The 22,802-nt window shown below is 41.4% G+C and carries 24 protein-coding genes and 1 tRNA gene; 5 read left to right on the forward strand and 20 right to left on the reverse strand.

The annotated features are described in order from the left end of the window. Positions 1–123 precede the first annotated feature (123 nt). On the forward strand, positions 124–1,239 hold the full coding sequence (gene ald / locus BFP97_RS09575; RefSeq protein ID WP_069842203.1) for an alanine dehydrogenase: 1,116 nt from the start codon (positions 124–126) through the stop codon (positions 1,237–1,239). 80 nt (positions 1,240–1,319) lie between these two features. Next, positions 1,320–2,132, forward strand: coding sequence for an SDR family NAD(P)-dependent oxidoreductase (locus BFP97_RS09580; RefSeq protein WP_069842204.1), 813 nt, complete (start codon positions 1,320–1,322; stop codon positions 2,130–2,132). Here BFP97_RS09580 and BFP97_RS09585 read toward each other — a convergent pair. Both BFP97_RS09585 and BFP97_RS09590 read right to left on the reverse strand, forming a co-directional pair. Continuing rightward, a complete protein-coding gene (locus BFP97_RS09585; protein WP_069842205.1) occupies positions 2,129–3,217 on the reverse strand; it encodes an alkane 1-monooxygenase in 1,089 nt (362 codons plus the stop codon). The genes BFP97_RS09580 and BFP97_RS09585 overlap by 4 nt on opposite strands. A 16-nt stretch (positions 3,218–3,233) precedes the next feature. Beyond that, entirely contained in the window at positions 3,234–3,695 is a 462-nt protein-coding gene (locus BFP97_RS09590; protein ID WP_069842206.1) for a type I restriction enzyme HsdR N-terminal domain-containing protein, read from the reverse strand. Between the two features lie 40 nt (positions 3,696–3,735). On the opposite strand from BFP97_RS09590, the gene BFP97_RS09595 reads away from it, so the two are divergent. Continuing rightward, a complete protein-coding gene (locus tag BFP97_RS09595) occupies positions 3,736–4,509 on the forward strand; it encodes an AMP nucleosidase (RefSeq protein ID WP_069842207.1) in 774 nt (257 codons plus the stop codon). A gap of 47 nt (positions 4,510–4,556) precedes the next feature. Here BFP97_RS09595 and BFP97_RS09600 read toward each other — a convergent pair whose 3' ends face one another. From BFP97_RS09600 to BFP97_RS09670, 15 genes are all read right to left on the reverse strand, one after another. Continuing rightward, positions 4,557–8,198: an alpha-amylase family glycosyl hydrolase gene (locus BFP97_RS09600; RefSeq protein ID WP_083262497.1), complete on the reverse strand. Its 3,642-nt coding sequence runs from the start codon at positions 8,196–8,198 to the stop codon at positions 4,557–4,559. 59 nt (positions 8,199–8,257) lie between these two features. Beyond that, the gene (locus tag BFP97_RS09605) at positions 8,258–8,941 is read right to left on the reverse strand and encodes a SusF/SusE family outer membrane protein (protein ID WP_069842209.1); all 684 of its coding nucleotides are present in this window, start codon (positions 8,939–8,941) and stop codon (positions 8,258–8,260) included. A gap of 164 nt (positions 8,942–9,105) precedes the next feature. After that, a complete protein-coding gene (locus BFP97_RS09610) occupies positions 9,106–10,398 on the reverse strand; it encodes an MFS transporter (RefSeq protein WP_083262498.1) in 1,293 nt (430 codons plus the stop codon). 64 nt (positions 10,399–10,462) lie between these two features. Next, entirely contained in the window at positions 10,463–10,924 is a 462-nt protein-coding gene (locus BFP97_RS09615) for an ExbD/TolR family protein (RefSeq protein ID WP_069842210.1), read from the reverse strand. 1 nt (position 10,925) lies between these two features. Beyond that, positions 10,926–11,588, reverse strand: a complete 663-nt coding sequence (locus BFP97_RS09620; protein ID WP_069842211.1) for an ExbD/TolR family protein — start codon at positions 11,586–11,588, stop codon at positions 10,926–10,928. A 4-nt stretch (positions 11,589–11,592) separates the two neighbouring features. Further along, entirely contained in the window at positions 11,593–11,955 is a 363-nt protein-coding gene (locus BFP97_RS09625; protein ID WP_069842212.1) for a hypothetical protein, read from the reverse strand. A 27-nt stretch (positions 11,956–11,982) separates the two neighbouring features. Beyond that, positions 11,983–12,777, reverse strand: a complete 795-nt coding sequence (locus tag BFP97_RS09630; RefSeq protein ID WP_069842213.1) for a MotA/TolQ/ExbB proton channel family protein — start codon at positions 12,775–12,777, stop codon at positions 11,983–11,985. A gap of 95 nt (positions 12,778–12,872) precedes the next feature. Beyond that, a tRNA-Ser gene (locus BFP97_RS09635) sits at positions 12,873–12,960 on the reverse strand. A gap of 92 nt (positions 12,961–13,052) precedes the next feature. Continuing rightward, positions 13,053–14,138, reverse strand: a complete 1,086-nt coding sequence (locus BFP97_RS09640) for an asparaginase (protein WP_255399436.1) — start codon at positions 14,136–14,138, stop codon at positions 13,053–13,055. Continuing rightward, complete coding sequence (locus tag BFP97_RS09645) at positions 14,107–14,874, reverse strand: TatD family hydrolase (RefSeq protein WP_069842214.1); 768 nt, start codon at positions 14,872–14,874, stop codon at positions 14,107–14,109. The genes BFP97_RS09640 and BFP97_RS09645 overlap by 32 nt, the downstream gene beginning before the upstream one ends. Beyond that, positions 14,874–15,959: a glycosyltransferase gene (locus BFP97_RS09650; RefSeq protein ID WP_069842215.1), complete on the reverse strand. Its 1,086-nt coding sequence runs from the start codon at positions 15,957–15,959 to the stop codon at positions 14,874–14,876. Before BFP97_RS09650 ends, BFP97_RS09645 begins: the two co-directional genes overlap by 1 nt. Next, a complete protein-coding gene (locus BFP97_RS09655; RefSeq protein ID WP_069842216.1) occupies positions 15,959–16,579 on the reverse strand; it encodes a polysaccharide deacetylase family protein in 621 nt (206 codons plus the stop codon). The genes BFP97_RS09650 and BFP97_RS09655 overlap by 1 nt, the downstream gene beginning before the upstream one ends. Beyond that, on the reverse strand, positions 16,566–17,795 hold the full coding sequence (locus BFP97_RS09660; RefSeq protein WP_069844266.1) for a PP2C family protein-serine/threonine phosphatase: 1,230 nt from the start codon (positions 17,793–17,795) through the stop codon (positions 16,566–16,568). The genes BFP97_RS09655 and BFP97_RS09660 overlap by 14 nt, the downstream gene beginning before the upstream one ends. Position 17,796: 1 nt before the next feature. Beyond that, positions 17,797–18,051, reverse strand: coding sequence for a hypothetical protein (locus BFP97_RS09665; RefSeq protein WP_069842217.1), 255 nt, complete (start codon positions 18,049–18,051; stop codon positions 17,797–17,799). A gap of 9 nt (positions 18,052–18,060) precedes the next feature. Further along, positions 18,061–19,212 carry a glycosyltransferase gene (locus tag BFP97_RS09670; RefSeq protein ID WP_083262499.1) on the reverse strand — a complete coding sequence of 384 codons (1,152 nt, stop codon included), beginning with the start codon at positions 19,210–19,212 and terminating at the stop codon, positions 18,061–18,063. 14 nt (positions 19,213–19,226) lie between these two features. On the opposite strand from BFP97_RS09670, the gene ruvC reads away from it, so the two are divergent. Together ruvC and BFP97_RS09680 are read left to right on the forward strand one after the other, a co-directional pair. Then, on the forward strand, positions 19,227–19,778 hold the full coding sequence (ruvC, locus tag BFP97_RS09675; RefSeq protein WP_069842219.1) for a crossover junction endodeoxyribonuclease RuvC: 552 nt from the start codon (positions 19,227–19,229) through the stop codon (positions 19,776–19,778). 123 nt (positions 19,779–19,901) lie between these two features. Continuing rightward, positions 19,902–20,780: a hypothetical protein gene (locus BFP97_RS09680; RefSeq protein ID WP_139135253.1), complete on the forward strand. Its 879-nt coding sequence runs from the start codon at positions 19,902–19,904 to the stop codon at positions 20,778–20,780. A gap of 72 nt (positions 20,781–20,852) precedes the next feature. Here the strand turns inward: BFP97_RS09680 and BFP97_RS09685 are convergent, their stop codons facing one another. The 3 genes from BFP97_RS09685 to BFP97_RS09695 all read right to left on the reverse strand — a co-directional run bounded on the left by BFP97_RS09685 (position 20,853) and on the right by BFP97_RS09695 (position 22,800). Then, the gene (locus tag BFP97_RS09685; RefSeq protein WP_069842221.1) at positions 20,853–21,245 is read right to left on the reverse strand and encodes an HIT family protein; all 393 of its coding nucleotides are present in this window, start codon (positions 21,243–21,245) and stop codon (positions 20,853–20,855) included. Position 21,246: 1 nt separating this feature from the next. Further along, a complete protein-coding gene (gene greA / locus BFP97_RS09690) occupies positions 21,247–21,723 on the reverse strand; it encodes a transcription elongation factor GreA (RefSeq protein ID WP_069842222.1) in 477 nt (158 codons plus the stop codon). A 126-nt stretch (positions 21,724–21,849) separates the two neighbouring features. Beyond that, positions 21,850–22,800 (reverse strand): NAD(P)-dependent oxidoreductase, encoded by a 951-nt coding sequence (locus BFP97_RS09695; protein ID WP_069842223.1) that lies wholly within the window; start codon positions 22,798–22,800, stop codon positions 21,850–21,852. Positions 22,801–22,802 lie beyond the last annotated feature (2 nt).

The raw sequence follows: 22,802 nt of genomic DNA on the forward strand, positions 1-22,802 counted from the left end.
ACCAGATGTGATCACATTTCCTTCTGAATACCAGGACACAAAGTCATTTTTATTTCAATTGCAAACGTTTGTTAACTCCGCTTACTATATTTGCGCTCACAAAAAATTAAACATCCTTTTATCATGATCATTGGTGTACCTAAGGAAATCAAAAACAATGAAAATCGAGTAGCAGCAACTCCTTCTGGCGTGGCTGAACTTACGAAGCGCGGTCATACCGTTTATGTTCAATCTACAGCAGGTCTGGGAAGTGGTTTTTCTGATGAAGACTACACAAAAGCAGGTGCTCAAATCCTTCCTACAATTGAGGATACCTATGCCATTGCTGAAATGATCATGAAGGTGAAAGAACCTATCGAATCAGAGTATAATTTGATCAAAGAGGATCAACTTCTATTTACTTATTTCCACTTTGCATCCTACGAACCATTGACTAAGGCAATGATTGCTAATAAGTCGGTTTGTTTGGCCTATGAAACTGTTGAAAAGGCTGATAGAAGCCTTCCTCTATTAGTGCCTATGTCAGAAGTAGCTGGCCGTATGGCCACACAAAAGGGAGCTAACTACCTTGAAAAACCTCTTGGTGGCATGGGCAAACTACTCGGAGGTGTTCCAGGTGTACTTCCTGCTAAGGTTTTAGTCCTTGGTGGTGGTATTGTGGGTACACAAGCTGCAAAGATGGCGGCTGGCCTTGGAGCAGATGTAACTATGATGGACATCAGCTTGAAAAGAATGAGAGAGCTGGACGACATCATGCCGGCCAATGTGAATACAATGATGTCTAACGAATATAATATTCGTGCGATGATCAAAGACTCGGATTTAATCATTGGTGCCGTGTTGATTCCTGGAGCCAAAGCCCCTCATTTGATCACTAGAGATATGCTAAAAGACATGAAGCCGGGAACCGTACTAGTTGATGTAGCTGTAGATCAGGGTGGTTGTATTGAGACTTGTAGACCAACGACACATGCTGAGCCTACCTATGTTATCGATGATGTACTACACTATTGTGTAGCAAACATGCCAGGTGCAGTGCCTTATACTTCTACGCTAGCACTGACTAACGCCACGCTTCCATATGCCATTCAACTGGCTAACAAAGGCTGGAAAAAGGCTTGCAATGATGATACTGAACTAGCCAAAGGTTTAAATGTAATCAAAGGAGATGTTGTGTATGAAGCGGTTGCACAAGCGTTCGATCTGCCATACGTTACTTTGGACAAACATTTAGCTTAAAAGATTCATAGTATTGATTGAAGGAACCTCTATTTTTAGAGGTTCCTTTTTTTATATAATTTCCTCGAACAAAGATTAAGATGGCTGACAACGCTTTAGTTACTGGTGCTGCAGGTGGTATAGGGTTTGAATTCTGTAAATTATTGGCTTCCAAGGGCTATGACCTTGTCATGGTTGATATGGATGCGAACGGACTCGAAAAGTCTAGGCAGGCCTTAAAAAATGAGAGTGACGTCAATATTGAGATCTTTGTCCAAGACTTATCGGCTGAATCCGCTGCAACTTCGATCATTGATTTCGTGACTGACCAAGGCTTAGAAATTGATCTCATCTTCAACAATGCTGGCTTTGGCAACTTTGGATACTTTGCTGAAAGCAGTTGGGTCAAAGATAGAGCCATGCTCCAAGTTCACATGATCACCGCTACACAGCTGATTAAGCTCTTATTACCAGGCATGATCTCCAGAGGCAAGGGCTATATTCTGAATAATGCCTCCGTGGCTGCCTTTGTACCTGGTCCATTAATGTCTACCTACCACGCCTCAAAATCGTATTTACTGAACTTCACTCAGGCATTGGCCAATGAGATGAAAGGAACAAATATCAAGGCCACTGTGATCTGTCCTGGAATGACCAAAACGAACTTTGCTAAGGCCAATGGCAATGATGACCCCAACATTAAGTTTAATATCATGGACAGTGACTTTGTGGCTGAATATGCTTTTAACGCTTTAATGAAAGGAAAGGTAGTTGCGGTTCCCGGTTTTTGGAACAAGCTGAGTGCCTTCTTACCCAGGCTACTCAGTAGAGATACAGTCGCGAATATGGTGGGCAACATTCAACGAAAAAATCACGCTAAAAGAGCTGACGAAAAAGCGAACAAGACACTCTAGTCTGCCCGATTATAAACTGTCTCCTCCCAAGATTTCAACTTTGGGTTAATCCACTTGAACCAGAGTGGTGGCATAGCTGCCAATAGTATCATAGCTGGATATCCTGAGGGAAGTTGCGGAGACTCATCATAGTGCTTTAAAACCTGATATCTTTTGATAGCATTCGCATGATGATCTGAATGACGTTGCAATTGGAACAGAAAGAAATTACTCAGCCTGTGATTTGAGTTCCATGAGTGCATAGGGTTTACGCGCTCATATACTCCAGGTGACTTCTCTTTGCGCACTATTCCATAATGCTCAACATAATTGACAATCTCTAAGAGGGTGAATGCCAAAAGACTCTGAGCAAAAAAGAACAAGGGCACTTCCCAAACGATTCGATCAAAGAACAAACTGATAATTAAAGTCAGCAGGGCAGCAAAAACCAGCGGCAGCATTGTATACCAAATCATCTCATTTTGAGTACTCCAGAAACTCGCACCCTTTCGTTCTAGACGACTTCTTTCAAGCTTCCATGCGCTTGTATAACTCCCGATCACTGAACGAAACCAGAAGGCATAAAAATTCTCGTTCTTACGGCTTGTCGCTGGATCTCGAGGTGTAGCCACATAGACATGGTGTCCTCGATTGTGTTCTATATAAAAGTGCATATAGCACACAGTCATCAGAATGATCCGAGCATAGACCCTTTCCAACTTTGATTTCTTATGACCAAGCTCATGCGCCACAGTAATTCCTATACCGCCAGTTACCAATGCAAAGCTTAGAACAAACCCAATTAAATATTGAAGTTCCATATTACTGTCGGCCATCACATATGCACCCCAAACCAAAAAAGAGACTTGAAAGATTGTCCAGACATAGGTTATTAAGCGGTAGTAGAATTGTTCTGAGACAACCCGTGCTTCATCATCCGTCATATTTTCTGGGTCTTGCCCAATTAGCCAATCGGCTAATGGAATGAAGACAAAGACGAACACCACCGTAAGATAATTCCAATACCCTCCCAGGTAAAACCCCAGCACTGCCAATAATGGAATTATAAATGCAGTAAGAAAGCCTATCTTCTTGATTAAACTCACCTAGGAATTTAATCAATCATAGCATAGCGGTCAAACTATTGTAATCCGGAATTTGGTCGAGCGTTTCAAATTCTCCGTCAGGAGATTTACAGAGGCAAGCATATGTCACCAGACCATTGGTAACAATAAGTAATCGAGCGTTACATTGAGTGTTGTAAACAGCTAACTGTCTTACCGTTGATTCATTAACAGGGACTGAAGCTGCCTTGCATTCTACTAAAACCAGTGGATTCAACTCATTATTTCTGACCATAATATCACTTCTTTTAGTCAGCGAGTTGTATTTATGTCCTGTTTCAACACTCGTTAAGCTTGCGGGGTAATTGAGGTGATTATTAAGAAAATTAATAAAGTGTTGTCTCACCCACTCTTCAGGGGTTAATACAATGAACTTCTTCCTTATCGGATCGAAAATGGCTAACTTGCCAGCCCGTTGTTCGATTCGATATTTGTATTTAGGAAGATTGAGTTCGAGCATTTGGTAAAGCTAAATAATTCCCTCCTACGATTAAACCTCTATGAAGACCAAAGAAGAAATAGTAGACAATTGGCTCCCCAGATACACTGGTGTACCTAATGAAGAATTCGGTGAGTATATCTTATTGACTAACTTCATCAACTACGTCAATATGTTTTCCGAAAAATTTGATGTAGAAATAAAAGGTAAAGACAGGCCGATGCAAAGCGCTACAGCCGAAAACATTACCATCATCAATTTTGGTATGGGGAGTGCTATGGCTGCAACCGTCATGGACCTACTAAGTAGCATCAACCCTAAGGCGGTACTCTTCTTAGGAAAGTGTGGCGGTTTGAAGAAAAAGACTCAATTAGGCGATTTGATTCTTCCAATTGCTGCCATACGTGGTGAGGGAACAAGTAATGACTATATGCCCGTGGAAATCCCGGCACTTCCATCCTTTAGATTACAGCGAGCTGTTTCTTCAATGATTAAGAAGCATCAGAGAGACTATTGGACTGGCACTTGTTATACGACCAATAGACGTGTATGGGAGCATGACAAGGCGTTTAAAAAGTACCTTAGGAAGATTCGTGCCATGGCTGTAGACATGGAAACTGCCACCCTATTTACTGTGGGCTTTGTAAATGAAATTCCAAGAGGAGCGCTTTTGTTAGTGTCTGACAATCCAATGATCCCAGAAGGCGTGAAAACTGAAGCTAGCGATAGTAAGGTCACCACGGATTACGTTAATGCGCACTTGGACATCGGTATTGACTCACTTCGAGAGCTGAGAGATTCTGGCGATTCAGTGAAACACATGAAATTTGAATAAAAAAGGGGCTTAAACCCCTTTTTTATTGCGCTAAGTAGTCTAATATGCTATCGCACCAATACTTTTAAAGTATACCGCTTCTGGTCGGTAAGAATTCGGAGAAGGTACAATCCAGATTTCAAACCTGTTATATCCACTGGTTCCATTCTGCCTTGGGATAACTTTTGACTGAAGACCTCATTGCCATTCATGTTGAATATCTTAACAGCCCTTGGTATACCTGGTATTTCTCCAGAGAAATTAATAATACCCTGAGTGGGGTTCGGGTAATAGTTAAACCCAGGTAACTCATCTTCAATACTGGTGACTTCTTTAATTATCGGAAAGTCAAAGAAGATATCGCCATTCGCGATCACCGTTCCACCTTCAAAATCTCCAGGAGTCCCTGTTCCTTTTTTACTTCCATCGGCATTTCTAAATACCATAGCTAAACGATAAGCAATATCGGTGTCACTCATCCCATAGTACTGCGTTGGTGTAAATGTCAATTGCCACTTATTCGCATTCTCAGAAGATTTAGTCATTAAGCCAACGCCATCATCTTCCCCCCAATTCCCTATGACAAAACCGTCTTCAAACGCGGTTCCACCCTCGGTAAAGCTTATACCTGAGTGCATATAGACTTTGCTCTCTCCTACCAGACCTCGGTTGCCAAAACGTGCGTCAAAGGTCAATGTGATTTGATCGTCTTGGTCGAATTCTGCAGGGGAGACACTAATTAATGCCCCGTTAAGTTCCATATCAAGGAATACATTAGACCCTCGAAAGCCTTTGCCTACATTAGAATTGTCTGCATCTCTGAAGTACATCCCCAGTCTTACCGCTTCACCACTGGTGATTGAAAAGTAATTAGTTGGAGTGATTGTTATCTCCCACTTATCGTCTTCTCCATCCACTTTTGTCATTAAACCCAAGCCGTCATCAGTAAGTGTTCCCACTACATTTTGCAGTGTTTGGCTTGTTACATCGTCAAAAACAACCCCAGCATGCATATAAACTTTAGAAGCACCCACCAAACCATTGGTGCCATCAGGACTGGCTTTAGAGGCATCAAAGGTAATCGTCACTTCATCGTCCGGACCAAAAACCGCAGGACTGACCGTCACTGGGTTGACGAATGCCTCAACTGCTCCAGGAAAACCATCTGAAACATCATTAGAGGTATATATTTTGAACTCTCCCGGAGCCAAGTCTACGGATGCACTAACATCCGCAACCGCCACTGTCTCTCCAGAAAAATAATCATACCAATCCCCGGTCTGAGTATATGCAACGTCCATCGTAGTCTCTGAAAGACCAAAGTTTCCTACGATTAGAACATCTAGATCATCGGAATCAATACTGATCGATCGTTCATCACCGGCAAAGTCATAAGTATAATTGACGTTAGCCTCTTCATTAATCAGGTTACGCAAGGCAATTATTGCTGCAAAGGCATCGTAAGTATAAGACCTTAATGGGTCTTCATAATAGCCTAGACTTCCCTCACCCCAAACAAGCGGTTTGTTTCCTACTCTACCATTGAAGTTGATGTCAATATCATATCCCAATTCTCCAAACTGCCATAGCATTTTTGGACCTGGAAGAGTATATATAAAAGCCGCATTCATTTTCAGCCTTTCCAAGGCGATTGTAGTGTCTCTTGTATTATAACCTTCTTCAGCCTCGCCTTCTTGGAAGACCTCCCATAGTTGCCTTTGTTCATCATGGCTTTCCATATAAGAAACATGTGTATTAGCTGTAGCTCCCTGAAAAGTCTCTCCTGTAGATCCACCAAGTGCCTTCCGGTAAGGAAAACCAACGTTCCTCCACAGTAACATACCCGCTGCTGCCAAAGCATTCTCTTCAGAAGCATCGGCAAAGTGCTCAAGAATGACGTAAGCCTCTTGATCAGTTTCCCAGAGCTTAGTACTCATTCGCGTAAGCAAGTCAATACGCGTTTGATCAAAAGCAGACCACGCTCCAACATCACTTGGATTGTTAGTTTGGGTAAACCCTTTTGAGAGATCAAATCTATAGCCATCGAAATGGTATTCATTGACCCAATAGGCATTGACAGAATCTGCGAAAGCCTGGGTATATGTGCTCTCATGATTAAAATCAAAGCCAACGTTGAAAGGATGCGTTGCATCAGGATTGAACCAAGGGCTATTTGCTGCTGGTTTACTATTGGCTTCATCCCAATACATTCTTACCATTGGATTCAAACCAAAAGCGTGATTCAGAACCATGTCCAGAATAACAGCTATTCCTTTCTGATGACAAACCTGAATAAATGTCTTTAAATCATCCTTAGTGCCGTAGTACTTATCTGGCGCAAAGAAATACATAGGGTTATAACCCCAAGACTCATTGCCTTCAAACTCCATTATCGGCATGAGTTCTATCGCATTCACTCCAAGGTCAGCGATATAATCAAGTGTGTCAATTAAATCTTTATAGCTGTGTGTACCGATAAAGTCGCGAACCAATAACTCGTAAATAACCAAGTCTTCTTTAGCTGGCCTTTGCCATGAGTCTTCTGAAGCATCCCATTGAAAAGCAGCTTGCCCAGTTTCTAAGGTGGTGGCAATCGCATAGTCAGTTTTGTTGTAGTCGGGTATGTCATCATGAACACTTGCAGGTATGAATGAGTCATTCCATGGATCAGCCACCTCATCAGCATAAGGGTCACCGATTCTAATATTTCCATCTACCCAATACTGGAATACGTATTCTTGGTTTGGCGTTAGCCCCGATAGCTCAATCCAAAATAATTCTCCATCGGGTGTGACATTCATCAAATATTCTGATCTGATTTCCCAATTGTTAAAATCACCCACGACATAAACAAAGTCCTTTTCCGGTGCTTCCAGTACCAGGCTCACCTTAGTTAGGTCATCTCCATAGTTGATACCCTTTTTCAGTCCAGCAGGTAATGCCAACACTTGTGTTTCTGAAGTGAGGTTAACATTAAGTGACTGGGTTACTTCTAAATTTTCTCCGTTCACCGTAGCGGTCACCTTTAAAGAACCTCTAAAACTGCTGGTTGGAGAAAAATCAAAACTAATATTGGTTCCAGAGGTAATACTGGCCTTTTCATCGAAGCCATTTCCTTCATCAACTGAAATGGCCATAGCAGATACTTCGCTTGAAGCTTCAGCTGACAAGGTCACGGATTGACCATCTACAACAAAAATATCTTCTTCCGTAGGTGCCGTGATTGTTACAAAATTGGCAACGTTCAAGTCCATATAGATATCACCATTGGAGGCCACCTCCCCACCAGTTATGGATCCCGGTGTTCCGGCACCTTTTGAAGAACCATCGGCATTTCTAAATACCATGGACAACCTGAACATATTAGTTCCAGAAGGAACACCATAATATTCTCTAGCTGTCGGTGATAATGTGATCTCCCACTTATCACTCTCACCAGATACTTTGGTCATCAAACCTATACCATCATCAGCGCCCCAATTGCCCTTTACAAAAGTCCAGGCTGTTCCATTGGGGCTGTCTGTCACTACCCCAGTATGTACATAGACTTTGCTGGCCCCTACTAAACCAGCATCACCTTGGGTAGCATCAAAGATCAATTTTATCTCTTGCTCTCCATTAGCATTTGAGGGTTCCAAAGTAACAATCTGCCCCATGGAAACACTCGTGGTGATAAGGAGAAGAATGATAGACAAAGAATAGCGCATCATAGTTTTAGGGTTAAAAAAAGCCCAATCAATGGGCTTTTTTTTGTAGTTGTGTTTTTTTCTTACTGTGCAGTGAACGAGTAAGCACCAGTAGCTGTATCAAAAGTAACTAAGTAAGTACCAGCAGTTGCAATTGGAATATTGGCACCATCCTGAGTACCAGTACCAGTCGGGAATGCTCCGTCACCCCAGTTCTGACCCCAATCATCATTTGATCTGAACTTGGCTTCACCAGCTGTCAATGCAATAGTAATTTCATATTGCGTACCCGTTACAAAGTTCAAATCCGTATCAGAATCCCAGCCTGTAGGAGTTGCCGAACCGATAATTCCCACAGAAAAATCAGAAGTAACTGAGAAATCAAATGATTCTGTGTCCGCATTGCCATTTGAATCTGTAGCAGTAACGCTTAGCGTATAATCTCCTGCGGCCAGACCACCAGCAATTGTAACTGTTCCAGTAGCGGTTCTTCCTGATACTGTGAAAGTACCAGACGCAACTGAATTACCTCCTGTAACGAGGTCATAAGAAGCAGAAGCCAATGTGCTCTGAGATAGGTTCTCTGAACCATCTGTAAATGATACTTCAATATTTACAGCAGCACCTTGAATAACATTCCCAGGGTCTGCTATAGAAATTACTGGTGCTACATCGACAACATCAAAATCTGCATTCCCGTTGTCACAGGAAGTAATGGCGAATGTCATCAATGACATCGCAATCATAGTGTAAAGTAGTTTTTTCATGCTCTTTTAATTTTTGAAAATCGATTCCATAGACCAGGCGTATCCTATTCACAGAATCCTTGTAAAATCAATAATAATCATAAAAAACTAAGCTAAAGAGGCTGCAAGAGACTAATGTCATTGCAAACGTTTGCGATTAATACCAAAAATTGAGTTTCGGTCAATCAGATGTCTCTAACCTTCACGCTTCTAACTAAAAGCAATCCAATAATGAAGAAAACACTGAGTCCAAGTGCACTATATCTCATAGAACCAGTCAGCCATTCGATGGTACCATAAGCCAGTGTACCAGTTACTATAGAGACGTTGAAAGTAACATCATAAAAGCTAAAGAAGGAAGCATGATCTTCTGTGTTTTCGGGTATGAGTTTTGAATAGGTAGACCTAGACAATGACTGAATCCCTCCCATGATCAAACCTACCATTATGGCCAGCCCATAAAACTGCAGCTCACTATTAACAAAGAACGCCAGAATACATACTGCTACCCAGATGACAATCATGGTCATAAGAGAGAATACATTACCCTTCCTTTTAGAAAGGTTGGCAAACAAATATGCTCCACCTATAGCTACAAGCTGTATAATAAGTACAATCTTAATCAGCGCATCAGTAGGTAATTGAAGCTCCTTTGCGCCAAAGAGTGAAGCTAGGTACATTACAGCCTGCACGCCAGCATTAAAAAAGAAGTAGGCCAGCACATAACGTCTTAAGTTCGGCAGCTCCTTTATTTGACTATAGACCATTTTCAATTCTCTATATCCCTTCTTGAACCAATGATCTGTATTGGTTTTCTTAAAAGGATTAGCAGGAAGACGATTGAACGTAATTTGTGCAAAACCTGCCCACCAAATGGCCACGGTCAGGAAAGATATTCTGGCAGGAAGGGATCCTTCCTGAAGACCAAACACCTCAGGTTCTTGAATCATTAAGAGGTTTAGTATAAGCAGAATCACACTGCCTATATAGCCAAGAGAATAACCTTTAGCGCTCAATTGATCAAACCGATCTGCGGTAGCGATTTCCGGCAAGTAAGCATCATAGAAAACCAGGCCTCCTGAGTAACCGATACTGGCCAGTATGACCATCAATACCCCAAACTCTATGTTTGAACCTTCGAAGAAGAACATCGCTGCGCAGGCTGAAGCTCCCAGGTAAGCAAAGAACTTAAGAAAGGTCTTCTTCTTTCCGGTATAGTCGGCAATACCTGTAAGTAATGGCAACATCATTGCTGTCAGTAAAAAGGACAGAGATAAGGCATAAGAGTAAAGCACAGTATTCGGTAGCTGCCAACCCAAAAAATCGACCAGCTTGTTTCCATCATCGCTGGTTGTGACACTTTCAAAGTATATGGGAAATACCGCTGTGGTGATGGTTAATGAATAGACTGAATTGGCCCAGTCGTACATACACCAGCCATTTGTTATGCGCTTGTCATTAAGTTTCAGCTTGCTCATCTCTCGCTAAAATGCATAAAAAAAGGGACTACGCGGTAGTCCCTTTTCTTGAAAAAGTTATTGATTAATTATCCTTAGCCTTAGTTGGTGCAGCGTACATGATCTTACGTGCATTTGCTTCTCTCAGCTCCGTCTGAATGTCAACAATGATACCCATTTTGGTCTCTTCATCAACTTTCATTGAAACTGTGATTTGATCACGTTCTACTTCACTCAATTTAGACTTCTCCTGGTTCACCCATTGTACAATACCATCGATACCGATGAAGGCATCATTGGCCTGAATTCTGGATTCTGAACCAAGGCTTTTATCTTTTGGCGCACCTACATAAAGGTATGTCACCAATTTTTTCTTTTCGAGTTTCACCAACTGTTCAGCTCGCGGAATTCTCTGCTCTACCTTTAGCTCTGTTTCTCTCAATACGGTAGTTACCATAAAGAAGAACAAAAGCATAAAGATAATGTCCGGTAAAGCTGCGGTGGGGATATCCTGACTCGATTCACTCTTTTTCTTGAACTTAGACATATTATCCTCCTACTGTTGATGGTTCTGCAATAGATATCGCTTTCGGTATACCCGCTCTAGCTCTATCGTACAACTCTTTCTGGCGTGGGTCATTTCTGTTCAACTTTCTGAATTCTTCATCAGTCAAACCGACTCTTTCGCCATAAATTCTATTATATGCCGCGTTTAGTTCATCTAGGATACTAATAAAAATATCATAGCTACTTCCACGGTCAGCTTTCAGTGATATAATCGCGCTGCCTGGTCCGTCAGATGACTCAGATGACCCTAGACTACGATTAATATATGCTTTCATTGAAGCTGGTAAACTCTCATATACGTCTCTGTCACTCACTTCAGCTTTACCTTTCTTTTTATCGCTAGGCTTTCCAAAGTTCAACACAAAGTCATATACCATCTCCCTGATTTGCGTAACATCGTCTAACGGCTCTTCTTCTACCAAAAGTCTATCAGCAGAGTTAATCTGGATTTTAAACAGATTACGCTCTTGTTGCTTGATTTCAATTGGCTCGTCTTCTTCCTGTTTAGGAGGAAGCAAAAGTGTTAGTCCTTTGTTCGTGGCAATCTGGGTAGTTACAAGGAAGAAAATCAAAAGCAAGAATGCGATGTCGGCCATTGAGCCTGCATTCACCTCTTGACTTCCCTTATCTTTACTTCTTGCCATAAAATTATCTTACGATTCTTGCTACTGATGAGTATACCAAACCAACTAAAGCGATTACAACAAGTATCAATGTTGTAGTCATTGCTCCACCTACTAGTTTATACATTGATCCTGCACCATCGCTGGTTGGGTCAATATTAGAGGCTTCTAATGCCTTAGCTGTAGAAGCACCAAATTCTGCTGGTGCCATTGAATAACCAATTAGGAATATAACGGCTAGTACGCCAATTCCAATTCCACCTTTTACAAGGCTCTTAGGATTACTAAAGGCGTTTACAAGATTCATTCCGATAGCCGCAAGTGTTGCGACAATGATCAAAATGATCGCGCCATATAATCCAATATCAATCCATTGTTCCTGACTCATAATTTATCTTTTTAGAGTTGACAATGATTACTTAGAAAGATTATGCTTCACTAATAAGTCTACTAGAGAGATAGAGGCATCTTCCATAGAGTTTACGATAGAATCGATTTTAGAAACACAGTAGTTGTAGAATAACTGAAGGATAATCGCAACGATTAGACCCGCAACAGTTGTCAAAAGTGCTACTTTAATACCTCCTGCCACTAGTGAAGGAGAAATATCACCTGCAGCTTCAATTGCGTCAAAGGCACCAATCATACCGATTACTGTACCCATGAAACCAAGCATTGGAGCGAGTGAGATAAATAGTGAAATCCAAACTAGACCTCTTTCAAGTCTACCCATTTCAACTGATCCATAAGCGATAACTGATTTCTCAACCATCTCAATGCCCTCAGACATTCTCATTAGACCTTGTGTAAAGATAGATGCCACAGGACCTCTAGTGCTTTTAGTAACTTCTTTAGCAGCTTCAACTCCACCTGACTCAAGTGCGTCTTCAACTTTGCTCAATAGCTTTTGAGTGTTTGTAGTTGATAAGTTAAGACTGATAATTCTTTCGATGGCGATAGCCAATCCAAGAATCAAACAGATCAATACTGGTGACATAAACTGAGGATCACCTTCGATAAACTTGTCTTTAATAATTTGGTCGAAAGACTGTGCCTCCTCTTCAATCTCATATTCCGGCTGTTCTGGAATTGGATCTGGCTCTGCTACGACAGTTGTATCTGAAGCTGTACCCGTGCTATCTTGAGCAACAGCGTTAAATCCAAAAGCGAAAATGCCAAGGATCATCAGTAAAGAAAATAACTTTTTCATAGTCTAGTTTTGATTAATATAAGGTTAAAACGATTTCTAAATTATTAATAAATATGATTAAAAGAAATTATCACTTAAAGTTTTAGTTGATAGTGCGGAGAGAGAGGGATTCGAACCCTCGATACCCTTTAGAGGTATACACACTTTCCAGGCGTGCTCCTTCAACCACTCGGACACCTCTCCCTTTCCATATCTGCGCTTCTCGCAGGGTGACAAATAAATTAATAATAATTTCAGTATGCAAGCCGAAATTTGTTTTTGTCAAGCATGAAAAATCAGTTCATTTCACCTCTAATCGAAGTTGTCAGGCATGTTTTCTGATCGGTCGGAGAGCTAAATTGACCAAGAGCGTACATCATTTTAGTAGTCGCTGCTTCAGTTGTCAAATCCGACCCGCTTAAAACGCCAATCCGATCAAGCGCTCCGCTGGTCTGATACTTCCCATGTAATACGCGCCCGCCATTACACTGGCTGATGTTCAATATCAATTTACCTGAATCGACACCTGATTTCAAAAGGTCCAAAAACCACTGCTCATGAGGTACATTTCCTGCTCCGTAACTCTCTAGTATAATGCCCCTTACAAGGGGTGCCTTAACAATGTGTTCAACGGTAGTGGCATTCAAACCCGGAAAGAGCTTCAACGCCACTATTGCTGGATCCATGGCGACATTAAGTTTCAAAACTTCATCTGCATATGGTCTTAAGTAAGACCATTGATATTCTATGGCAATTCCAGCCTTTGCTAGAACTGGGTAGTTTTCTGATTCAAAAGCATCGAAGCGTTCGCTTTCTACCTTCTTGGATCGATTCCCCCTTAGCAGTACATTATTAAAAAAGATGCAAACTTCTGTGATGATCGGTTTTCCTTCCTTTTTATCGGAAGCAATCTCTAAGGATGTAACGAGGTTTTCTTGAGCATCTGATCGAGGAGAAGCAATTGGTAATTGCGCTCCAGTAAAAATCACTGGTTTATTCAACCCTTCAAGCATAAAGCTTAATGCAGATGCCGAATAGGCCATAGTATCGGTCCCATGCAGTATTAAGAACCCGTCAAATTGGTCATAATGTTCATGGATAACCTTGGCCATACTTTGCCAATGGGCCAGTTCAACTTTTGACGAATCAATCGGTATTTCAAATGATATAACCGACAGGTTAATATGTAATTCTTTCGCCACTGGGGCTCTCCTTAGTATCTGATCAAAACCACAGGGCTGCAATGAGCCATTCTCATCATAGTCCATACCAAGAGTTCCACCAGTATAAATGATCAATATTTTGGCCTTAGGCTGATCAAATAAGTCGAAGTGCTGTATAGGTTTTAACTCAAGCATCGAATTGAAATAGTTTGTTTGCATTTGCTGTGGTAATGGAGCTAATTTCTTCAAGAGACGTTTCTCTGTAGTCAGCGACCTTCTGCGCTACCAATTGAACATAGGCTGGTTCATTTCGCTTTCCACGATGAGGAACCGGGGCCAAGTACGGGCTGTCCGTCTCTAAAACCACATTACTCATATCCAGCTCCGGAATAACTTGATCCATACCCCCATTCTTAAAGGTAGAAACGCCCCCAAGCCCAATATAAAATCCGAGTGCAGCAATTCTCTCGGCTTGCTCTACCGATCCATTGAAACAATGAAAAACTCCAGTTAAATCATCATCCTTCAACTGCTCGACCAAGTCTATGGTCATATCCAAGGACTCACGACAATGGATGATGATTGGTTTTTGATACTCCTTGGCCCAAGCGACTTGAATTTTAAAAGCTTCCACTTGCTGATCGACAAATGTCTTGTCCCAGTATAAATCTGTACCCATCTCTCCGATCGCTACAAACTCTCTTTTCGACAACCATTCCTCTACTATATATAGTTCTTTTTCAAAATCACTTTTTACGGAACAAGGATGAAGCCCCATCGTGGCAATACAGAAGTCAGGGTGCTTGAGCTCTAATTCCAACATATCATCAATGGATGTATGATCAATATTGGGCATGTAGATTCTCTCCAAACCGACTTCTTTGGAGCGTTCAATTATATGATCAATGTCTTCCTTAAACTGATCCGCATATATGTGCGCGTGGGTATCAATCATTAATGTTTCCTTCCTTTCCAACTCACCTTTCCAATGAGCACTAGCCTTAGGAGTGCTAAAGTATCTAAAAGACTAATAATAATTGGCGATAACAAGAAGATTGAATCATGAGACTTTGTTCTAGTTGTCATGATCCTGCTTTTCGCCCAATTTGTCCAAAGACCGTAAAAGGCGATAAACGCGGCCAAATTTAGATTGATAAATAAAGCCAAGACAGCAAACACCACCCATAGCCTAGCAAAGAAAGCAGGGATACCAAGAACAAAATGATGTGTAAAAACTCCATTCATCCAGCGGCAGCGTTGAGTCAATAGCTCTCCAAATGTCAATTGCGGTTTAGTATAGGCATGACCCTCGGAGGCCACCAATTGCATTGTTCTAAAACCTTCTTTTTGGAATCTCTGCAATAAGCCTAAGTCTTCCACATCAGTAGGACCAAGTCCTCGAAAGCCGCCTACCTTATGATAAGCAGTCTTATTGAATGCCATGTTATTACCCAGGATTGAAATTGGCCTTACAAAGTCAGCCATAGTCTTCATGGCGAAGAGCACAGATTGCCAGTCCATAAATTGAAGGTTTGCAAACCAGCTGGATCGCTTAACCTGAGTATAGCCACTTACCATATCATTTCCTGACTTCAGCGCTGAAACCATCAGTCGTAACCAATCCTTTGTGACGACCATATCGGCATCAATGATTACCTGACATTCGTATTGACTCACATCGATCAACTGATTCAGAACGTTTGCTTTCGCGATCAGTCCGTCCTTTTCATGGGCAATATCAACAGCTTTTATTGCTTTGAACTTATTGGCAAACTCATGAATAATGTCTCCAGTACTATCTTCTGAATTATCATCCCCAACAAGTATTTCTACCTTCTCAAAGGGATAGTCGGAAGTCATCAGAGATTCCAAACAGTCTCGTAGGTTGTGCTCTTCGTTTCGGGCACAAACCAAGACAGTGACCTCAGGCGTTTGCTCCTTAGGTATCAGCGCAATGCTTTTAAACTTCCAAAAATGGATAACAATTAATGCCAGTTCAATGACAGACAAGAGCGAATACACAGTTAATAAGAACACCATTAGAGTTGCTCAAATTGATAACCTATACTCAAGAAATGATCTATGTACTTCGGTAAGACTGCCTTCAAGTTCGTTTCAGCTTTTAAATTGTCATGAAAGACAACAATAGAACCCGGTTGAGTGGCCTTTATAGTACCTCGGAGAATATCCTCGGGCTTCAATGATCCATCATAATCTTTACTCAAAACATCCCACATAACTATTCTCTTGTGCTTCAAGGAGTTTCTCTGACTCGTTTTCAACCTACCGTATGGAGGTCTAAAAAGATCTGTAGATGTGTTCTCAATATTTAGAGCCTCGTCACAAAGAAGAATATCATCCAAATAATCACCGGTTGAAACCATTCTTCCATTTAAATGATGGTGGGTGTGGTTCCCAATACTATGACCAGCTTCCAACAATTTGGAAAAGACATCTGGATGTTTCTTGATGTTTTCTCCAACACAAAAGAATGTCGATTTGATCTTGTATGCATCCAAGGTTTGAATCACCCATTCCGTAAGCCCTGGGATCGGACCATCATCAAAAGTCAAGAAAATCTTCTTTTCTGAGTTTGGAATGTTCCAAACCAGATTCGGCCATAAGTATTTAAAGAGTGATGGGGTTTTATGCGGTACCATTCTTGACCCTGCAAGATAAGAAAGTCAAGTCATCCGAGAAGGGTTGTGACTTTCGATAGTCATCTAGAGCTTTCAGTAGGTCATTATGCACATCATCTAATGGGCGACCATGATTAGACTCTAAGAAGGCTTGAAGTCGTTCCGCTCCGAACTCTTCTTCCTTATCATCGAAAGTTTCGGTTAACCCATCGGTAAAAAGGAAAAGCGAGAAATCTTCCAAGCCAGAGACTGTTCCCATCTCCATAAAAGGTAAAGGTTCAAATGCCCCCAAAACAGTGGTGCCAACCGTCAGACGTTGCACCTCTGCAGAACCGTTCATCAACATTGGAGGGTTGTGACCTGCGTTTATATACCTAAGGTCTTTGGTATCATAGTCATAAACTGCTAGAAAAAATGTGATGAAGTTTTCTCTATTCGCATTACGACTTAGTTGGTAGTTCAATTCAGTAACAACCTCCTTCGGGTTCTTTGCTGTACGTGAAACTGTTCGTAGTACCGCCTGAAAATTAGACATCAGGATTGCCGCTGGAACGCCTTTCCCAGATACATCAGCAATACACACCACAAACTGGTTTTGATCTTCCAAGGTGATGTAATCATAATAGTCACCCCCTACAGTCTGACATGGCTGGTAAAAAGCTTTGATTTCAATTTTATCAGTTCTAGGTAAGTCTTTGGGGAAAAGGAAGTTTTGAACATCACTCGCAATTTCAATATCTCGCTGCAAGGCCTGCTGCTCTAGCTGTTTTCTCGCTAATCGCTTGTTCTCAATGGCCACCAGAATAATATTACTTAGTGCCTGAATAAAGGTCGTATCGATGAGGTCTTCGATTTCGCTTTTGACTTTGAGGAAAACAAAGGCGAGTAATCTGTCTTTGTGTTTAACAGGAATGATGATATCGAATTCCGAAAAGCAAGGAACATCTAAGTCCAACTTGCTGATCTCTGTTGCCTCACTTACTTGTAAGCAACTTTGCCCAAGGGACACTTGGGTGAAATCCTTTTTAGTACCAAACTGCACTTTACATTCCCAATCTTCTTCGAGCACATAAAGTGTAAGCTTATCGAGTCTGAGATTTGCGCGAAGCGTAAACTCATAAATCTTGTACAAGTCTTCTTCGGGCAAGTTATTGTTCACCGCTTGGGTAATCTCCAAGAGGGCATTGACTTCCAGCTCTTTTTGATCAAATCTATTTTGCAGTGACCTCTGTGGCATATTATCTTCCATTATGGGCCAAAAGCCCAGTTTTTGTGGCTAGGTAGTAGTAATCTTGAAAGGCGTTTTCAAAGTCTAGTTGATCTTCGAACACCTCATCATTCATATTATAAAAACACTTGATCCAACCTCGCTTTAACAAACCTCGTAAAACTTCCTTCAATTCCGAGGCAGTCATTTCAAGTTCTTCGATCAAATAATCGAATGGCTGTACAAAGTACAACTCGTCCATTACGTCAAACTCTTCATCGCTCATGAAACTTAGCTAATAAGCTCTACCCTTCCATTTAAACTTTCCAAAGTTAGCAGCAATGCCAAAATATATGGCATAAAGCGGATACAATAGATAGTTAACTATAAAGGCAATTCCATTCATTTTTTGTCCAAAGGTGTGCCCGATAGACCAAAGGAAGATGAACTCGATCAGTAATTTAAAGAATAGTAACGAAGCAATTAGTTGAAGATTGTCGCCTGGGTCAAATAGATTATAGAAAAGCCATAGCTGAATGAGTTGAACTATAAAAATTAGTAGTGCCGAAAGGATCGTAGCGAACCTAAGTCCTACCCGCCACTTGCTCGCCCACCTTAGGCGCTGTTGTCTGAAGGCACTCCAGCCTTCCGAAGCTTCAGTTGAAACGACTGACCCGATGGATTTTTGGAATTTGATGCCGTTGGGAAATTCTTGATTTACCTTATGCATTAAAAGTTCGTCATCCCCAGATGGTGTAGAATCAATCCCATTAAACCCGTCTACCTTTTTAAAGGCAGCTTTTCTGTAAGCAAGGTTTGCCCCGTTGGCCATTAAAGGCAACCCCATTCTCAAGAAGACTCCTCCCGTTCCGATCAAAGAAGCAAACTCAAGGGATTGCATTTTTTGCCAAAAGCTATTTCCTGTGAGTACCACTGGTCCCACCACCATTTGAATATGTTCATCCTGAAAGCGACTGGAAATCTCCTCGAGCCACTTACTGCCTGCAGCGCAATCAGCATCGGTCGTGACGATAAGATCATTGTTCGCCATTTCAATTCCAGCCTTAATGGCTTCCTTCTTGCCGAAAGTATCTTTTAGGGTGTGTATTTGATAATCAAAGCTGACTTCCTGAAGGAGCTCGCGGAGTAAGTTCAACCCTTCATCTTCAGAGTGGTCATTAACGAAAACAACCTCAAAGACTCGGTGCCCCTGTTCACTCAGGCTCTTAACCAATTTGAACAGGTTCTTCTCCTCGTTACGAAAAGGGATGATTACCGAAATTGGGATTTCTTGATAAGGTCGTGGATCGAGTTTCCAAGTGTTCCAAACCACAATGAGGACCAGAAGAAAAAGAAGGTAGCCCACATATATGCCAATGGCCAGGATCATACACGAATAAATACCATTAGCGTGGAAAATTAAAATCGATCGGCTATTCGGATTCATTATATTGCAATCACATGGCCGTAGTACCAGAAAAAATAGTTTTAGGCATTGACCCTGGCACCAGTGTAATGGGCTATGGCCTGCTTAAAATATCAGGTAAAAAACTGTCCTTATTACAGTTTGGTGTTATCCACTTAAGTAAGTATTCCGGTCATGAATTAAAGCTCAAGAAAATCTTTGAACGCATCACGTCCATTATTGAGGAGTTCCATCCTGACGAAGTAGCCTTAGAAGCGCCCTTCTATGGTAAGAATATCCAATCAATGCTGAAATTGGGCAGAGCACAAGGCGTGGCAATGTCTGCTGCGCTGGCTAGAGATATTCCTATTACCGAGTATGCTCCAAAAAAAGTAAAGCAGTCAGTTACCGGAAATGGTAACGCCTCCAAAGAACAAGTGGCCTCTATGCTTCAAACCTTATTGAGCATCAAAGAACTCCCCAAAATGCTTGATGCCACAGATGCCCTAGCCGTGGCCGTTTGTCATCACTTCCAAAACGGAAGTTTACAAAGTCGAGCCAAAAGCTGGAAGAATTTCGTAGCTGATAATCCGGGAAGGGTGAAATAGAGATCCGAAGCTAGGTTTAAAAAAACATTGACCAACTCAATACTCTGTATATTGACACATCTTTTTGTTATTAGTAAACGTTGAGCGCATTAAGAAATGAAAGGGCTTCTGATATTAATACTTATGTTCTCTCTATTTAAATCAAATTCCCAAGACTTTTTTTTCGGTGAATACGAGAAGCCTGATTTGCTTCAAAAACTTGAAGAGTATCAAAACATAAGGGGACAAACCTGGGAATGGCTCGGTTTCTATATTGAGTATGACCACCATCACTCCATGACACCTTTGGACGTCATACCATTTGCAGGGACTGGTGGAGATGGAATACACTTCGGTTTCCTGACAGATTTTGGGACAGTTAAAGACCTCAGTAATGCCCCAATCGTTTGTGTAAGTCCATCAAACGACCCACCTATCAGACTGGTTGCTCAAAATCTCACTGATTTTTTAGGGCTTGTTTTAACAATCGGTGAAGCGGAATTTCTTGATGACGATTACACGAGTGATGAACAAATAAAAGCTCAACTTCAGGAATGGGACGAAGTATCGGAAGTGGACTGGAAGGGAAATCCACTACCAAAAACTGAGATAGAAGAAATGAAACAAAGAAGAGCTGAGAGAAGGCAGGGCAGAGTCCTACTCGCTAAAGTGCTTAGTGAGCAATTTGAAATTTACCCAATAACTAAAGTCAGTCAATACATCAATGACCTGAGAGTTGTCAGAAAGAAAGAAATAACGATTGAGACTTTGGACGGCATTGGAATCAAGTACCGAACGGAAAAATTGATCATTGAAGGTTTTGATTATAGCGTTGAGGACAACCTAGTACAGAGCTATCTCGACAAAGCATCAGAAGCAGAACGACTAAAATTCTATAGAGACGCAACATATAATTACATTCTCAGCGATGACTTTGACAAAGTCATTAAGGAACTACTGATAAAATCTTTGCAAAAGCACGGTTATAGGCGCGAAGGACAAATACTGAAAAAGAAGTATTAAAATGTAAAGCAGTACACGAAAAAGCCATATGGGTAGCACCGCTAGGGACGTCACGACTTATGGCCAAAACAGTTAATAGTACTCCGTAATCTTACCTCTTACTTCCTCAAAAGCCTCAGGACTTAGCTTCAACTTAGGCCTACCAAAATCAATATCATGCATTCCGTGAAGTGGAATTAGGTGGATATGGGCATGCGGCACTTCTAAGCCCACAACTGCAACGCCAACCCTCAGGCAAGGAATGGCTTTTTCAATAGCTTTGGCTACTTGGTGTGCAAAGGATTGGAGTTTGAGGTAAGTATCTTCATCAAGATCGAATAGCTTGTCCACTTCCTTCTTAGGCACTACTAGCGTATGTCCTTCATTAAGCGGATTGATATCGAGAAAGGCAATCGCATCATCATTCTCTGCCACAATGTAGCCTGGAATTTCACGATTGATGATCCGGGTGAAGATACTTGGCATCTTACTCTAAGGTGATATCCAGAATTTCGAACTCTATTTTCCCTGCAGGGGCAATCACTTCCGCTACTTCACCAATCTTTTTATTTAGAAGGCCCTTTCCAATTGGTGATTCATATGAAATCTTACCACTCTTTAGGTCAGCTTCTTTTTCAGACACCAAAGTGTATTTCACTTCCATGCCGTTCTTTACATTCTTGATCTTTACTGTAGAGAGAATCGACACCTTTGAAAGGTCAACATCTTCTTGTTTTTTTATTCTGGCATCACCGATAACCGTTTCCAGTTCGGAAATACGCATTTCCATTAAGCCTTGAGCATCTTTGGCAGCATCATACTCAGCATTTTCACTCAAGTCTCCTTTATCTCTTGCCTCCGCTATTTGCTTAGACATATCGGCTCTACCTTTCGTCTTTAACTCGTGCAGTTCATCTTTCAACTTCTGCAATCCCTCTTCAGTGTAATAACTAACACCTGCCATATCAATATATTTTGTGTACTCTTAAAACAAAGAACGGCCTCAGATTGAAACCGCCTATAAACAAATAAAATCGCCTGTTCAGGCGATTGAACTCAAAATTAGCTAAAAATTAGCAAATCATAAAGCCTAAGCATTCCAATCGATGCGATAATGGGTAGCTATTTTTCCCACCAATACCTCGTTGATTCGCTTGAAAGAGGCAAATGTCCAGCCTCCCACATGAGGAGATAGGACCACATTTTTTCGATTAAAGAGGTTTTCAAAAAGGGATTTCTGTTCTGCGCTAAGCTGATCGAATTTTTCTTTCTCTAAAACGTCTAAAGCCGCACCTATAAGCTTACCTGAGTCTAATAAGTCTAATAAGTCTCGAGTTGGAATAATTTCACCTCTTGCGGTATTTAAGAGGTAGATGTTCTTTTTGAACTGCCCAAAGAATTCAGCATCGATCCACCCTCTTGTCTCCTCAGTCAATGGAACATGCAAGCTCAAAACGTCAGCTTTTGCAAACATCTTCTCCAGACTTACCTCTTCTACATTCTTTGTTCCGAAACCCTTCTTATACTTATCGTAGACTAGCACTCGGCAATCAAATGCCCTAAGTCGTTGAACAAAGGCCTGTCCCATATGACCATATCCTATAATACCGACCGTCTTATCACTAAGCTCCACACCCCTGTTGCCTTCCCGGTCCCATATCCAATTTCTTACTTCACGATCGGCACGGTTAATATTATTGAGCAAGTTGAGCAACATTGCTACAGCATGTTCGGCTAGGGCATCACGATTTCCTTCAGGGGCATTCAGAATCTCTATGTCCCTTGACTCAACGTATTCAACGTCTATCTTATCAAGGCCCGCTCCTGCCCTTCCGATAAATTCCAACTTCTTTGCCTTGTCCACAAGCTCTCTGTCTACCGTAGTCTTACTCCTGATCAGTAAGCCTTCAAAGTCACTGATCAAGTCGAGAATTTCTTCTCTTGAAGCTTTGGGTCGGTAAACAGGTTCTATGCCAATTTGCGATAGCAAATCTTGGATGCTCTCGTGCATCTCATCTACAATCAGGCACTTCTTAGACATTT

The sequence above is a fragment of the Roseivirga sp. 4D4 genome, from assembly GCF_001747095.1.
Taxonomy (GTDB): Bacteria; Bacteroidota; Bacteroidia; order Cytophagales; family Cyclobacteriaceae; genus Roseivirga.